The sequence below is a fragment of the Ruegeria sp. D6 genome, assembly GCF_056534365.1.
Genome location: NZ_JBQFPH010000001.1, coordinates 201,771 through 217,370 on the forward strand (window position 1 = coordinate 201,771; position 15,600 = coordinate 217,370).

Genomic DNA, 15,600 nt, shown 5'->3' on the forward strand with positions numbered 1-15,600 from the left:
TCCTGTCTGAAACCGTAACGTGGGTGGGCCATGGCGGAAGGCACGGAAACAGAATCTCGCAAGCTGCTGGGACGGCTGCGCGAAGAAATGGCGAGTGAAGCCGCCGGTCAGGAACGTCTTGACCGGATCACGCACCTGATCGCCGACAGTACCGGTCGCGAAGTTTGCTCGATCTACCTGTTTCGGGATGAGGATACGCTTGAACTGTGCGCCACCGAAGGTCTGTCCCCAGAAGCGGTGCACAAGACGCGGATGCGTATGGGCGAAGGGCTGGTCGGTCGCGTCGCCAAATCTGGCAAGGTGGTGAATACGGCGGACGCGCCCTCGGCGAAGGGCTTTCGGTACATGCCGGAAACTGGCGAGGAACGGTATTCGTCCTTTCTTGGTGTGCCGGTACAGCGTCTGGGTCAGAAACTGGGCGTACTGGTGGTTCAGTCCCGGGACGCGCGCGAGTTTTCGGCGGATGAGGTTTATGCGCTGGAAGTTGTCGCGATGGTTCTGGCCGAAATGGCCGAACTGGGCGCGTTCGTCGGCGAAGGCGCGGCCTTGTCACCGCTGCACCAGCAATCGGTGCAACTTACCGGTGGCCCGGCGCAGGAGGGATCTGCTGAAGGCCATGTCTGGCTGCATGAACCTCGTGTTGTTGTCACCAATCCCATTGCCGAAGACCCGCATCGTGAGCGTGAGCGGCTGACCGAGGCCGTTGAAGAGCTACGCGTCGGCGTCGACAAGATGCTTGAGATTTCTCAGGGCGGCGACAAAGAGCAGTTGCAGGTTCTGGAAGCCTACCGGATGTTCGCCAACTCCAAGGGTTGGATGCGCCGGATGGAGGAGGACATCGCTCTTGGTCTCAGCGCTGAGGCGGCGGTCGAGAAAGAACAATCTCAGGCGCGGGCCCGCATGGGGCAGGTCACCGATCCGTATTTACGTGAACGGTTGGCCGATCTGGACGACCTCAGCAATCGGTTGCTGCGAATTTTGACTGGACAGGGTAACGGAAATGGGGCTGACCTGCCGCCCGATCCGATCCTAATTGCGCGAAATATCGGCCCCGGTGATCTGCTGGAATATGGCCGTTCTCTCAAAGGGATCGTATTGGAAGAAGGCTCGGTCGGAAGCCATGCCACTATCGTGGCGCGCGCGTTGGCGATCCCACTGGTGGTGCATGTAGGCCGCATCACCACCGAAGCGCTGAATGGCGATCACATATTGGTGGATGGGGATAGCGGTGTCGTACATCTGCGCCCCGAGGACACCGTCGTTAGTGCTTTCCGTGATAAAATCGCGATGGAAGCCAAGGCGCAGGAACGCTACGCCTCGATCCGTGAAACGCCCACCGTTACTCAGGATGGTGCGCGAATCAACATGGTGATGAATGCGGGCCTGATGGCCGATCTGCCCTCACTTAGCAATTCTGGTGCCGAGGGAGTGGGCCTGTTCCGCACCGAACTGCAGTTTCTGATCCGCAATCAGATGCCCAAGCGATCCGAGCTGGTAACGCAATACAAACGGGTTCTGGATGCTGCGGGCGAAAAGCGTGTGGTGTTCCGTACACTCGATATCGGGTCAGACAAAGTTCTGCCCTATATGAAGCATGTGGAAGAACCGAACCCTGCGTTGGGCTGGCGGGCGATCCGGGTGGGTCTGGACAAGCGCGGCGTGATGCGGATGCAGTTGCAGGCGCTGATCCGCGCCGCTGATGGCCGCCCCCTGACCATCATGTTCCCCTTTGTCGCGCAGGCTGACGAGTTTCGCGAGGCGCGCTGGGAGGTCAAGAAAACGATCGAGCGTGAACGGCGTCTGGGCCATGTTCTGCCTGAATCGCTCGAAGTGGGGGCGATGCTGGAAACGCCTTCGCTGGCCTTTGCGCCGCAGAAGTTCTTTGACGAAGTCGGTTTTATCTCGATCGGTGGGAACGACCTGAAACAGTTTTTCTTCGCCGCCGACCGCGAAAATGAACTGGTTCGCCGTCGCTACGATACGCTGAATGTCAGCTTTCTGAGTTTCATTGAACGTATCGTTGAGAGATGCTCGATCTCGGACACACCGCTCAGCTTCTGTGGCGAAGATGCTGGTCGTCCCGTCGAGGCGCTGTGTCTCGCGGCCATGGGCATCCGTACCCTTTCGATGCGCCCGGCCTCAATCGGGCCGGTCAAAAGCCTGTTGTTGCGGTCGAACCTTCAGGATGTGCGTAAAATTATCGCCGATGCCCGCCATCGTGGGGAACAATCCGTGCGTCCGGCGGTGATGGACTGGCTGCGGACGCAGTCCTGACTGATCTTCCGCGATGCCAGCTGCAAATCCGCGCTTGATTTTTGCGCTCAGGTTTTCTATTCAGCCGATGAATGTTAGCGATAACATAGCTAATGACGCACATGCGTTTTAATCCCGGGCTGAAACCTCGCTTATGCTGGCGGGGAATTCGAAAGGAGCCTTGCAATGGTCTCACGCGTAATTCCGGTAGATCCGTTCGACCTTGTGTTGTTCGGCGCGACGGGCGATCTGGCGCAGCGTAAAATCCTGCCGGGCCTCTATCATCGCTTCGAAGTTGGCCAGATGCCTGAGGATGCGCGCATCATTGGAACCGCCCGATCCGACATGGACAGCGACGGGTTCCGTGAACAGCTGCGTGCGTCGATGCAAGAGTTTGCGCCGGGTTTCAATAAGGATACGCTTGATCGCTTTCTGTCCCGCGTCGAGTATGTTCCGGTAGATGCGCTTGGCGATGCGGGTTGGTCTGACCTAGCGAAAACGCTGCGACCGGATGTGGTACGCGCCTTCTATCTGTCAGTAGGCCCAAGCCTTTTCTCGGGCATCGCCCAACGTCTGAACGAGCACGGCCTGTCCACACCTGACAGTCGTATCGTGGTCGAGAAACCCTTTGGTCACGATCTGGCATCAGCCAAAGCGTTGAACGAAGGGCTGCGGGCCTGTTTTGAAGAACATCAGATTTACCGGATCGATCATTATCTGGGCAAGGAAACCGTGCAGAACCTGATGGCGCTGCGCTTTGCCAATTCGCTTTTCGAACCGCTCTGGAACGCCACTCATGTTGATAACGTCCAGATCACCGTGGCCGAAACCGTGGGCGTCGAAGGGCGCGGTGCTTATTATGATCAGTCCGGCGCGATGCGCGACATGATCCAGAACCATCTGGTTCAATTGCTGTGCCTGACGGCGATGGAACCGCCTTCGAAATTCTCACCCAACGCGGTGCGCGATGAGAAGGTCAAAGTGATCGAAGCGCTGGAGCCGGTGGAACCCAAGGATATCGCTCGTGGTCAGTACCGCACCGAAAAAGGGGGCGATGGCTATCTGGATCACGTCGGCAACCCCGCCAGCCGTACCGAAAGCTTCATTGCGCTGAAGGCGCATATCGGCAACTGGCGCTGGGCCGGTGTCCCGTTTTATCTGCGGACCGGCAAGCGCCTGCGCGCACGTGAATCCGAGATTGCAGTGTTCTTCCGCGACCCGCCGCATACGATTTTTCCGAATGTCGGCCCATTGCATGGCAACGTGCTGGTGATCCGCCTGCAACCGGACGAAGGGATCACGCTCCGCACCACCATCAAGGAACCGGGGCAGGGCGGGTTCCGCCTGTCCGACGTTGCACTCGATATGAGTTTCGCTGATGCGCTGGGCGACGACGGCCAATCCCCGGATGCCTATGAACGCCTGATCATGGATGTCATCCGCGGCGACCAGACTTTGTTCATGCGCGGGGATGAGGCCGAGGCCGCATGGGCCTGGGTCGATCCCATCATTCACGGCTGGGAAGAGCGTGGCGATAAGCCCGCGAAATACGATCAGGGCAGTTCGGGGCCTGAAGAAGCATTGATGCTGATGCATCGCGATGGGCGCCGCTGGCGTCAGATCGGAGGGTAATCATGGTCAACACAGTTATATCCGACGTCACCAAACGCATCATCGACCGCAGCGCCGATCTGCGTGGCCCGCATCTTGAACGAATGGCGCAGGCCAAATCCAAAGGCCCTGCGCGTGCGCACCTGTCCTGCAGCGGGCAGGCCCACGCCTATGCCGGGGCGGGCGAAGATCAGGACTCCATGGCCGCCGGCACGGCTGGCAATCTGGGGATCGTTACCGCCTATAACGATATGCTCTCGGCCCATCAGCCTTTCGAACGCTACCCGGCCCTGATCCGCGATGCGATCCGCGCAGCAGGCGGCACAGCGCAGGTTGCAGGCGGCGTGCCAGCCATGTGCGACGGCGTCACGCAAGGCGAGGCGGGGATGGAACTATCTCTGTTCTCGCGCGATGTGATCGCGCTGGCGACCGGAGTGGCGCTAAGCCACAACACTTATGACGCCGCCGTTTTCCTGGGCGTCTGTGACAAGATCGTGCCCGGCCTAATCATCGGCGCGCAAGCCTTTGGGCATCTTCCTGCCGTCTTCCTGCCTGCAGGACCGATGACCAGTGGCCTGCCGAATGACGAAAAGGCCAAGGTCCGCCAGAAATTCGCCGCCGGAGAGGTGGGCCGCGAAGAGCTGATGAAGGCCGAAATGGCCGCATATCACGGCCCCGGCACCTGCACCTTCTACGGAACTGCCAACACCAACCAGATGCTGATGGAATTCATGGGCCTGCACCTGCCAGGGTCCAGCTTCATCAACCCCAACACCCCCCTGCGCGATGCCCTGACCGAGGAAGGCGCGTGCCGCGCCCTGTCTCTCAGCGCGCTGGGCAATCACTACACACCGGTCTGCCAGATCCTTGACGAGCGCGCTTTCGTCAATGGCATCGTCGGCCTGATGGCCACCGGCGGTTCCACCAACCTACTGATCCACCTGATCGCCATGGCGCGTGCCGGTGGTATCGTGCTGGACTGGGAGGATTTTTCCGACATCTCCGCTGTCGTGCCTTTGGTCGCGCGCGTCTATCCCAACGGTCTGGCAGACGTGAACCACTTCCACGCTGCGGGTGGCCTGGGCTTCGCCATCGGTACGCTGCTGGAAGATGGCTTGCTGCACCCCGATACGCTGACTGTCGCGGGGCAGGGCCTGCACAACTACACCAAAGAACCCAAGCTGAAAGACGGCGAGTTGGTCTGGGAAGAGGGCGCGGGCCACAGTCTGAACGAAAAGATCGTTCGCCCGGCCAAAGACCCGTTCCAACCCACGGGCGGGCTCTCTCGCTTGACGGGCAATCTGGGCACAGGGGTCATGAAGGTGTCGGCTGTAGCACCTGAACACCAAGTGGTCGAAGCGCCCGTGCGTGTATTCCACGACCAGAACGCCGTTAAAGCCGCTTTCAAAGCCGGAGAATTCACCGATGACGTCATCGTTGTTGTTCGCTTCCAAGGGCCAAAAGCCAACGGTATGCCTGAACTTCATTCGCTGACGCCGATCCTGTCGATCCTGCAGGGCAGGGGGCAGAAGGTGGCTCTGGTCACCGATGGCCGTATGTCGGGCGCATCCGGCAAAGTGCCCGCCGCCATCCATGTCTGCCCCGAGGCGCTGGATGGTGGACCGATCGCCTATCTGCAAGACGGTGACCTGTTGCGCGTTGATGCGGTCAAGGGCGAGTTGGAAATCCTGACCCCCGGTGTTCTCGACCGCAATCCGGCCACCGCCGACCTTACGGCAAACCAACACGGTGTTGGCCGTGACCTCTTCGGCGCCTTCCGTCAGAATGTCGGCTCAGCCGACACCGGCGCCAGCATTTTCGGAGTGTAACCCAATGTCCAAAACCCAACGCACCCGCGAGATCTGCGCGCTGGCCCCGATTGTTCCAGTCCTGGTCGTAGACGACGCGGCCCATGCGCGCCCGTTGGCCGAAGCTTTGGTCGCCGGTGGCCTCCCGGCGCTTGAAGTCACCTTGCGCACTCCCGCCGCGCTCGACGCGATCCGCGCCATGGCCAACGTCCCCGGCGGTGTTGTCGGGGCGGGTACACTGGTCACGCCCGAAGATGTCCGCGCTGCCAAAGAGGCTGGCGCTCAGTTCGGCGTCTCGCCCGGTGCAACCGATGCCCTGATCGCCGCCTGCGAAGCCGAAGGTCTGCCCCTTCTCCCCGGTGCGGCTACTGCAAGCGAAGCCATGGCTCTGCTGGAAAAGGGCTATGACATGCTGAAATTCTTCCCCGCCGAGGCCTCAGGAGGGGCTCCCGCCCTAAAAGCCATCGGCGCACCGCTACCGCAGATCACCTTCTGCCCAACTGGTGGCGTATCGCCGTCAAATGCCCTCGATTACCTGTCGCTGTCGAATGTTGTCTGCGCCGGCGGCAGCTGGGTCGCGCCCAAGCAGATGGTTCAAAACGGTGATTGGTCCGGGATCGAAACACTTGCCCGCGAGGCCGCCAGTCTGCTGGATTGACGCCGCAGGGCAAGACGCTAGGGTAGGCCTCAATTCAAACAGGTTGCCCTCATGACAAACCAAACCTCCCTCGCGCATGGGCGCGAGTATCTGGCCATCCCCGGCCCTTCGGTCATGCCCGATACGGTGCTGCAGGCGATGCACCGTCCGTCGCCCAATATCTATGACGGTGAATTGATCGAGATGATGCCCGCGCTCACCCGAGATCTGAAACGCGTTGCCGGAACTCAGCACAACGTCGCCATCTATATCGCTAATGGTCACGGTACATGGGAGGCTGCGCTTTCCAACGTCATCGCACCCGGTGAAACCGTGCTTGCCCCGGCCTCTGGCCGATTCACCCACGGTTGGGCCGAGATGGCCGAAGGAATCGGCGCCAAGGTTGACCTGATCGATTTCGGAATGTCCTCGCCCTGGGATCTTGACCGCATCGCCGAGGCCCTGCGTAACGATACCAGCCACAAGATCAAAGCGGTCCTTGCGGTCCACGTCGATACGTCCACATCGATCCGCAACGATATCCCGGCTCTGCGAGCGTTGCTCGACGACCTTGACCACCCAGCCTTGCTGATGGCTGACTGCATCGCGTCGATGGGCTGCGACCGGTTCGAGATGGATGCCTGGGGTGTCGACGTCACTGTCACGGCTTGCCAGAAAGGGCTGATGACCCCGGCGGGCACCGGCTTTGTCTTCTTCAACGACAAGGCGCAAGCCAAGCGCGCCACAATGCCCCGCGTCTCGCAGTATTGGGACTGGCAACCACGCGCCAATCCAGATCTGTTCTATCAGTATTTCAACGGCACCGCGCCAACCCACCACCTGTATGGCCTGCGTGCCGCGCTCGACCTGATCCATGGCGAAGGGATCGAACAGGTCTGGGCCCGCCACGAACATCTGGCAAAGGCAATCTGGGCCGCCTGCGAAATCTGGGCGCAAGGTGGCGCGCTGCATTTCAACGTCGCCGACCCGGCCCATCGCAGCCACGCGGTCACTGCCCTCCGCCTGACCGAGGGGCGCGGCACGCCGCTGCGCAGCTATACCGAAACCCAACTGGGTCTGACGCTGGGCATCGGTCTGGGAATGGAGGATTGGGATGGCTGCTTCCGCCTTGGCCACATGGGGCACGTAAACGCTCAAATGGTCATGGCCATGCTGGGTGGCGTCGAAACCGCTATGGCTGCGCTCGATATCCCCCGTGGTCAGGGTGCGCTCGAAGCCGCCGCCGCGACGCTGGCCGGATAAGCCCGATCCGCCTCTTCATCTGGCCCGAAATACCTTCGGGGGAAATCGCGCATGGGCGCGATAGGGGGCAGACAGCCCCCTTTACGAGGCTCGGGCTTTTGCCAAGGCCGTGGGCAGAGCAGCTTCAAACGCCGTCATTTCCACCTCACCTCCGCAGCTGACCCGAATGCACCGGTTCTGGGGCGCGGCAAATGGCATCCGCACGAACACGCCTTGTTCAACGAGCGTGTCCAACACGGCCTTGGCAAACACCCCATCGCGCCCACAATCAATCGCCACAAAGTTTGTCGCAGACGGCAAAGGCACCAGACCATTCGACCGTGAAATCTCTTCGATGCGGTTCCGGGACCCGGCAATCCTTTGCTGCACATGCGTCAGCCAATCTTCATCTTTTAGCGCGGCCAATGCCCCTGCCTGCGCGGCTCGGTTCATGCCGAAATGGTTGCGCACTTTGTTGAAGCTCGCAATCAACTCGGGCGAGCCGATAGCGTAGCCTACCCGCGCCCCGGCAAGGCCATAAACCTTGGAAAACGTTCGCATCCGGATCACACGCGAATCATCAGCAGCGACAGGTGCAGCGGTCCCCTCGGGCGCGCATTCGACATATGCCTCGTCAAGAACCACCAAACAGCCCTCTGGCAAAGCCTCCAGAGCGGACAAGATATCCTCACCTGAATGCCATGTTCCCATCGGGTTGTCCGGGTTGGCCAGATAGACCAACTTGGCGTCTACCTCCGCTGCTTTGGCGAACAGCGCCGTCGGGTCCTCGTGATCGTCGTGGTAGGGGACCTTGTGCAATACCCCACCAAACCCGGCCACGTGGTAATTGAAAGTCGGATAAGCTCCATCCGAAGTCACAACTGCATCGCCGTGACCAACCAGCAGGCGCACCAGATAGCCCAGCAACCCGTCAATGCCTTCGCCAACCACGATGTTTTCAGGCGCGACCCCATGATGTACCGCCAGCGCATGGCGTAGTTCGAAATTCTCGGGATCGCCATACATCCATATCTCGCCCGCGGCCCGTTGCATTGCATCGATGGCGCGCGGGGACGGGCCAAACACGCTTTCATTCGCACCGATCCGGGCCACGAAGGGCGCGCCACGTTGGCGCTCCTGCGTTTCGGGGCCGACAAAAGGCACGGTCGCGGGCAGTGTGAGGGCAAGCGGGGTATAACGAGGACCAGTCATGGCCGCAGATAAGCGCAACCGATCAGGCGGGGCAAGCCTTGCCAGAAGTTCAAAGGAGGCTTCGGATGTGCGGTTTGCCCTGACGTCGCTGTGGCGCTGCTGGCGTCTTGCTGGCATGTTTACACAACAAAACACGCCCCGGAGGTCCCATGTCCCGCGTATCCATCGAATACAAAGACCACATCGCACGTGTCACGCTGACCCGTGGCGACAAGATGAACGCGCTGGACGATGCGATGATCAAGGCGATCCTTTCGGCCGGTCAAGAGGTCGCCGCAGCCGACATTCGCGGCGTGGTGCTATCGGGGGAAGGCAAAAGCTTTTGCGCTGGGCTCGATATGGCCAGCTTTGCCAGCATGGCGCACACAGACCCAAGCGAATGGCTGATGACCCGCAGCCACGAAGATGCCAACGAAATGCAGGAACTTGCCTTGATCTGGCGGCGCGTCCCGGTGCCGGTGATCTGCGCTATTCAAGGCGTCGCCTATGGCGGTGGGCTACAGATCGCGCTGGGTGCCGACATCCGCATCGCGCATCCCGAAGCCAAGCTGGCCGTGATGGAGATGAAATGGGGCATTATCCCCGACATGGGCGGCATGGTTCTGCTGCCAGAGCTCGTGCGCTCGGACGTGCTGCGCCTGCTGACCTATACCGCCCGCCCTATCGGTGCGCCACAGGCGGCAGATTGGGGGCTTGTTACCAAACTGTCGGATGATCCCCTGACCGAAGCGCTGGCGCTGGCCGAGGACATCGCGGGTAAAAGCCCGTCCGCCATCCGCGCCGCCAAACGGTTGATTGATTTGGCCGAAACCCGTGACCGTGCTGATGTGCTGTTGGCCGAATCTACCGAACAGGTCGACCTGATCGGTAAGTCGGATCAAATGGAAGTTGTCATGGCACAGATGCAGGGCCGAAAGCCCGAGTTCAAATGATCACCGCATGAATGCGCGCCGTGCATCGCGGGCCATGTTGTATCGCATCTCAAGATCAGCAATCTTTGCCATTGCGGCCCTGCGGTCCTGATTGTCAGTCAGCGCTGCAAACTCCTTGCGGGCGGCGTCGAGCTGTTTCTTGATGTCGAACTCCTCGGGTAGCACTCCGGCCTGCGCCATGATCCGATGACCCGCAGCAATGGCGGGATCGCCTTGTGCCTCGCCCGAGCGGTCGGGTAACGGGGCACCTTCGCCTTCAAGACCCTGCAGTTGGCCTTCGGCCTGCGCCTTTTTGATCTGGCGTTCAATCAGTTTTCCAAGCGATCCGAACATGCGCTCATTTTACCGCCTGAGGGGTTCTGATGAAAGGGCTCAGCGCACTCGGTTTGTTGCCAGATATGCGATACCCCCAGCCAACAGCCCCCAGACTGCCGCGCCCAACCCAAAAACCGTTATTCCAGAGGCTGTGATGGCCAGTGTCAAAATAGCCGCTTCGCGCTCGACAGGGACGTCCAGTGCGGCATGCATGGCATTGGCCAGGACCCCGATCAGGGCCACACCTGCCAGAGTGCCCATAAGCAGCGGGTCGGCATGGGCGGCAAAACTGGTGATCGCCACGGCAAAGATACCGAAGAGGCAGTAGAACACGCCACCCATGATTGCCGACCAATAACGCTGCGCCGGATCGGGGTGGCTTTCCTCGTTGGAACACATCGCTGCGGTGATTGCGGCCAGGCAGGTTGCAGGCGCCCCGAAAGGGGCCGAAAGCATGCTTGCGCCACCGACGGATGAAAACAACCGGCCGGGAACAGGATCAAAGCCAAAGCTGCGCATCACCGCGACGCCGGGGATATTCTGTGTCGCCATCGTGACGATAAACAGCGGTACGCCGATCCCGATGGCCGACGCGACCGAGAATGATGGCATGGTCCAGATCGGAGCCGCGATCAAACGATCCGGCATCAATTGGGCATCTCCTGCGTTCAGCGACACAATGATAGCCGCCGCGACCACAGCTGCCGGAACCGCGATCAATCGATTGAAACGGCCCGCGACAAACCACGTCAGGATCACCGGCAACGCCTGCCATGGAATCTCGATCGCCGCCTTGAAGGGCACAAGGCATAGTGGCAAGAGCACGCCTGCCAGCATTGCTTGCGCCAGTGTTGTGGGAATTGCTGCTGCCAATCGTCCCAGCGGCTTCCACAGCCCTGCCAGAACCGTTAATGCTCCGGCGCACAGGAACGCACCAATCGCGCCTGAAAATCCCTCGACCGGGGTGGCCGAGACGGCTAACAGAGCGGCCCCCGGAGTCGACCACGCAACGCTGATCGGCATTTTGTACCGCAGGCTGAGGACGATGGCTGCAAGCCCCATGGCAATCGCCGCACTCATCAGACCCGAGGCGGCTTCCTGCGATGAAGCTCCCATCGCGCCCAACCCCTGCAGTACGATGGGAAACGAGCTGAAGAACCCGACAATGGCCACAACCAACCCGGTTGAGACGGTCTGCATCGGAGGGAAAGATCGCATCGTCAGTGCCTCGCCAGGTTGTGTCGTCGAAGTGCTAACAAGCGGGGCGTGGCGTGAACAAGGGGAAAGCTCTGAGGGTAAAGAAAAACCTCACCGCCGGTTGGGTGGTGAGGTTCGATTTCAATATATCAGCAGCAGGAAAAAGATCAGGCGATTTCAGCCAAACGGGCGAGAGCTTCGTTTAGCTTGGCTTCTTCTTCTTCGCGGGCGGCAAGGTTAGCTTTGGCTTCCGCAACAACCTCTTCCGGGGCCGATGCCACGAATTTCGGGTTGTTCAGGCGTCCGCGCAGACCGCCGAGTTCCTTGGCCAACTTGCCTTTGGCTTTTTCCAGCCGTTCCTTTTCCGCACCAATGTCGATGATGTCCGCCAGTGGCAGGCCAAAGGAGGCACCGGGGGCGGCAATCGAGATCGTGCCCTTGGGCAGTTCATCCGCCTTGGTCAGGCTGTCGATCCGCGCCAGACGTTTGATCAGCGCTTCGTTGCGGTCCCATGCCGCTTGGCCGTGCGCGTCAATCTCCGTCACCAGCATCGGCACGTAGAGGCCAGCAGGAACCCGCATCTGTGCGCGGGCCGAGCGGGTGTTTTCGATCACCGAGATCACCCAGTTCATTTCTCGATCCGCATCCGCGTCGATCAGGTCGGCAGCCGCATAGGTCGGCCAATCTGCGTGTACAACCATTTTGGCACGCTTACCAGTCAGGCCCCACAGCTCTTCGGTGATGAAAGGCATGATCGGGTGCAGCAGAACCATGCACTGATCCAGAACCCAGCGCATGGTGGCGCGGGTCTCGGCCTGTGCCTCGGTGTCGTCGCCTTGCAGCAAGGGTTTAGAGAGTTCCACGTACCAGTCGCAGACCTTGCCCCAGACAAAGGCGTAGAGCCCGTTGGCCGCGTCGTTGAAACGATAGCTTTCCAGCGCCGCGTCGACCTCTTCCCGCACACGGGCGGTTTCACCGATGATCCAGCGGTTCACGGCGGCTTTGGGTTTCAGGTCAGTCACGTCCAGTTGCGGGACAGCGTCGGTGAAGACCTCATTCATCTCGGCAAAGCGGACGGCGTTCCACAGTTTGGTGCCGAAGTTTCGGTAACCTGTGATGCGCTCGCGCGACAGTTTCAGTACCCCGCCAATAGCCGCCATTGAGGCATTGGTAAAGCGCAGCGCGTCAGCACCGAATTCGTCCACGATCTCCAACGGGTCGATCACGTTGCCGGTGGTTTTGGACATCTTCTTGCCCTTCTCGTCGCGGACGAGCTGGTGCAGATACACGGTGTGGAACGGGATCTCGTTCACTACGGCCAGTTGCATCATCATCATCCGCGCGACCCAGAAGAACAGGATGTCAAAGCCGGTGATCAACACATCGGTTGGGAAATAGCGCTCTAACTCTTCGGTCTTTTCAGGCCAGCCCAGCGTGCCGATAGGCCAGAGGCCGGAAGAGAACCATGTGTCGAGTACGTCGGGGTCGCGCCAGACCGGGTAGACCAGCTTGGTCGGGTCTTGTTCGACTGCGTATTGAGCAAGGCTTTCGGCGAACTGATGGATCGCTTCCTGCTTATCGGCAACTTCGATGACCGTCGCGTGGCTCAGCGGGCTGGGTATATTGGCATTGTCGTCGAGGAATTTCTCTGTAACGGCCTCAAGGCTTGCCGCGCATTCCATGACATTGCCACGATGCAGCATGCCGCCTTCGTTCAGCAAACGACCCAATTCGACCAAATCAAGGTCGCCGTCGTTTTCGTCGTCCTTGAAATTCTCAGCCGAGAGATCGAGGCCATACCAAACCGGTATCTGATGCCCCCACCATAGCTGGCGCGAGATGCACCACGGCTCGATGTTTTCCAGCCAGTGGTAATAGGTCTTCTCGCCCGACTCGGGGATGATCTTGACAGTGCCGTCCTTGACCGCGTCCAGCGCAGGGCCGACGACCTTGGCGGCGTCGACGAACCATTGGTCGGTGAACATCGGCTCGATGACGACTTTCGAGCGGTCGCCGAAGGGCTGCATGATCGGTTTGCTTTCGACCAGCGGCACCAGCTTGTCCGCGCCTTCGTGTTCCGGCTTTAAAGCGGTCGAACCCAGACGTGGGTCATCGGCGCGAGTCATGACAGCCAGACCGTCTGCAGTGATCTCCTCAACCACCTTCGCACGTGCCTCGAACCGGTCGAGGCCGCGCAGATGATCAGGGATCAGGTTGATCGCGTCGATCTCGTTCTCGGTGAACTCTCGCCCGCGCGCGTATTCCTGCGCCTTGTCCGCCTCTTCGGCATAAGGCGCACCATCGGCGCGCATTGCGCCTTTGGTGTCCATCAGGCGATACATTGGAATGCCGCCGCGCTTGGCGACCATATTGTCGTTGAAGTCATGTGCACCGGTGATTTTCACCGCGCCCGAGCCGAAATCTGGATCAGGGTAATCATCGGTGATGATCGGGATCTGACGGCGATGCTCTTTCGGGCCTACCGGGATTTCGCAAAGTTTTCCGACGATGGGCGCATAGCGCTCATCGGATGGGTGAACCGCAACTGCGCCGTCGCCGAGCATGGTTTCGGGGCGGGTCGTGGCGATCGAGATATAGTCGCGCTCTTCCTCCAGCACGATATTCCCGTCCTCATCTTTCTCGACGTAGGTATAGGTCTCACCGCCCGCCAGCGGATACTTGAAGTGCCACATATGGCCCGCAACTTCGATATTCTCGACCTCAAGGTCCGAAATCGCGGTCTCGAAATGCGGGTCCCAGTTGACCAACCGCTTGCCGCGATAGATCAGTCCCTTTTCGTACATGTCGACAAAGACCTTGATCACCGCGTCGTGAAAATTCGCAGAATTTTCGTGGCCCGTGCGCGGGTCACGCGGCGCACCCGCCATAGTGAAGGCGTTGCGCGACCAATCACAGGACGAGCCCAGGCGCTTGAGCTGCTCGATGATCGTGCCGCCGTATTCTCCCTTCCATTCCCAGACCTTGTCCAGAAACGCCTCACGTCCCAGCTCACGACGTCCCTGCTGCTGGGTGTTGGCCAACATCTTTTCCACCTGCATCTGCGTGGCGATACCAGCGTGGTCCTGACCAGGCTGCCATAGCGTGTCGAACCCGCGCATCCGGTGCCAGCGGGTCAGAACATCCTGCAGCGTGTTGTTGAACGCGTGGCCCACATGCAGCGCACCCGTCACGTTCGGTGGCGGGATCATGATGGTAAAACTCTCGTCGCGCGATTTGTTCGCGCCTGCCTTGAAGGCTCCGGCCGCTTCCCAGGCCTGATAGATGCGGGCCTCGGCCTCGGCCGCGTTGAATGTCTTTTCCATCGCCATGGGATGCGTCCTGCGTCAACAATATCGGGTCAGCGCCTGCAATAGCGAATGGACGCAGGAAGGGGAAGGCCCTGCGCGGCGGTCCTGCAATGATCAGCCGGGATTTGATGGGGCGGGCGCATAAAGATCCAGCTTTTCGCTGGCCCCTTGCCCCATCGCCTTGGCCTGATCGCTGCGGATGCGCGCGTGCAGGTCCAGCGCCTCAGGAGCAAACAGCTCGGTCGGCTCAGGGATATGGATGAAATTCCCCACCCGGTCCTCGCCCCGCGCTAGAATGGCATAGTCGCGATCCGCCACTTTCTGCTGCGCATTGGGGTTGAGATAACGGATAGCCAGGCCAATTCGACGATCATCAGATACGTTCGGCCCTGACCCGTGAATGGTCAGCCCATGGTGCAGCGACATCTGGCCGGGCTGCAACTCGATATGGGTTTTGTCTTCCTCCGCGACATCGACTGCTACCTCTTGCCCACGCGACAGAAGGTTGTTGTCGGAAAACGTATCATTATGCGGCAGGATCGGGTTCTTGTGGCTGGCCTTCACGAAATCCATGCAGCCACTCTCAACCGTCGCAGGGGATAGGGCGATCCAGGCGGTCAACTGGTCCGAGGTTTCACCCATACCCCAATATGTCAGGTCCTGATGCATGCCCACCACTTGCGTCGTGCGCGGTTCCTTGATGAACAGCTCAGCCGACCACAACAGCAGGTCTGGGCCCAAAACACCTTCGACAACGTCCAAAACGCGCGGGTCCAACGCGATGCGAGTGGCGAATGGCATCACCACATGCGCGTTGATGCGTTTGTACATGTTCAGGGGTAGCGGCAGGTCAGCCTCGCGCCAGCTGGCCTCGACATCTTCCAACTCGGCACGGTACCCGGCGGCTTCTGCGGCAGAGAACACGGGGATCGGAAATATAAACCCATCATCCCAATAGGCCTCGGCACTTTGGCTGTCCAATCGGCCATCCGTCAGCTTGATTTCTTTGGGCATGGAAACCTCCACTCGACTGAATTTAGGTTCAGCCTAGGCGCGGCCCAGATCGGCGCGCAACGCTGTTTCCA

The 15,600-nt window shown here is 60.2% G+C and carries 11 protein-coding genes; 6 read left to right on the forward strand and 5 right to left on the reverse strand.

The features are described 5' to 3' along the window. Positions 1-30 precede the first annotated feature (30 nt). From ptsP to ACR0A1_RS01005, 5 genes are all read left to right on the forward strand, one after another. On the forward strand, positions 31-2,274 hold the full coding sequence (gene ptsP / locus ACR0A1_RS00985) for a phosphoenolpyruvate--protein phosphotransferase (RefSeq protein ID WP_170397273.1): 2,244 nt from the start codon (positions 31-33) through the stop codon (positions 2,272-2,274). A 165-nt stretch (positions 2,275-2,439) separates the two neighbouring features. Further along, on the forward strand, positions 2,440-3,885 hold the full coding sequence (gene zwf, locus ACR0A1_RS00990; protein WP_170511351.1) for a glucose-6-phosphate dehydrogenase: 1,446 nt from the start codon (positions 2,440-2,442) through the stop codon (positions 3,883-3,885). 2 nt (positions 3,886-3,887) lie between these two features. Then, a complete protein-coding gene (edd, locus tag ACR0A1_RS00995; RefSeq protein ID WP_480865884.1) occupies positions 3,888-5,693 on the forward strand; it encodes a phosphogluconate dehydratase in 1,806 nt (601 codons plus the stop codon). A gap of 4 nt (positions 5,694-5,697) precedes the next feature. Then, the gene (locus tag ACR0A1_RS01000; RefSeq protein WP_170397269.1) at positions 5,698-6,330 is read left to right on the forward strand and encodes a bifunctional 4-hydroxy-2-oxoglutarate aldolase/2-dehydro-3-deoxy-phosphogluconate aldolase; all 633 of its coding nucleotides are present in this window, start codon (positions 5,698-5,700) and stop codon (positions 6,328-6,330) included. Between the two features lie 51 nt (positions 6,331-6,381). Continuing rightward, positions 6,382-7,572 (forward strand): pyridoxal-phosphate-dependent aminotransferase family protein, encoded by a 1,191-nt coding sequence (locus ACR0A1_RS01005; protein WP_480865886.1) that lies wholly within the window; start codon positions 6,382-6,384, stop codon positions 7,570-7,572. Between the two features lie 81 nt (positions 7,573-7,653). On the opposite strand, the gene ACR0A1_RS01010 is transcribed toward ACR0A1_RS01005, so the two are convergent. Beyond that, on the reverse strand, positions 7,654-8,763 hold the full coding sequence (locus tag ACR0A1_RS01010) for a pyridoxal phosphate-dependent aminotransferase (RefSeq protein WP_480865887.1): 1,110 nt from the start codon (positions 8,761-8,763) through the stop codon (positions 7,654-7,656). Between the two features lie 149 nt (positions 8,764-8,912). On the opposite strand from ACR0A1_RS01010, the gene ACR0A1_RS01015 reads away from it, so the two are divergent. Beyond that, positions 8,913-9,695, forward strand: a complete 783-nt coding sequence (locus tag ACR0A1_RS01015) for a crotonase/enoyl-CoA hydratase family protein (RefSeq protein ID WP_480865889.1) — start codon at positions 8,913-8,915, stop codon at positions 9,693-9,695. On the opposite strand, the gene ACR0A1_RS01020 is transcribed toward ACR0A1_RS01015, so the two are convergent. The 4 genes from ACR0A1_RS01020 to ACR0A1_RS01035 all read right to left on the reverse strand — a co-directional run bounded on the left by ACR0A1_RS01020 (position 9,696) and on the right by ACR0A1_RS01035 (position 15,529). Then, positions 9,696-10,028: a DnaJ family domain-containing protein gene (locus tag ACR0A1_RS01020; RefSeq protein WP_170511344.1), complete on the reverse strand. Its 333-nt coding sequence runs from the start codon at positions 10,026-10,028 to the stop codon at positions 9,696-9,698. 39 nt (positions 10,029-10,067) lie between these two features. After that, the gene (locus tag ACR0A1_RS01025) at positions 10,068-11,228 is read right to left on the reverse strand and encodes a benzoate/H(+) symporter BenE family transporter (RefSeq protein ID WP_170424251.1); all 1,161 of its coding nucleotides are present in this window, start codon (positions 11,226-11,228) and stop codon (positions 10,068-10,070) included. A gap of 146 nt (positions 11,229-11,374) precedes the next feature. Next, positions 11,375-14,536 carry a valine--tRNA ligase gene (locus ACR0A1_RS01030; RefSeq protein WP_480865892.1) on the reverse strand — a complete coding sequence of 1,054 codons (3,162 nt, stop codon included), beginning with the start codon at positions 14,534-14,536 and terminating at the stop codon, positions 11,375-11,377. 93 nt (positions 14,537-14,629) lie between these two features. Next, positions 14,630-15,529, reverse strand: coding sequence for a phytanoyl-CoA dioxygenase family protein (locus tag ACR0A1_RS01035; protein ID WP_170424247.1), 900 nt, complete (start codon positions 15,527-15,529; stop codon positions 14,630-14,632). Positions 15,530-15,600: the final 71 nt, after the last annotated feature.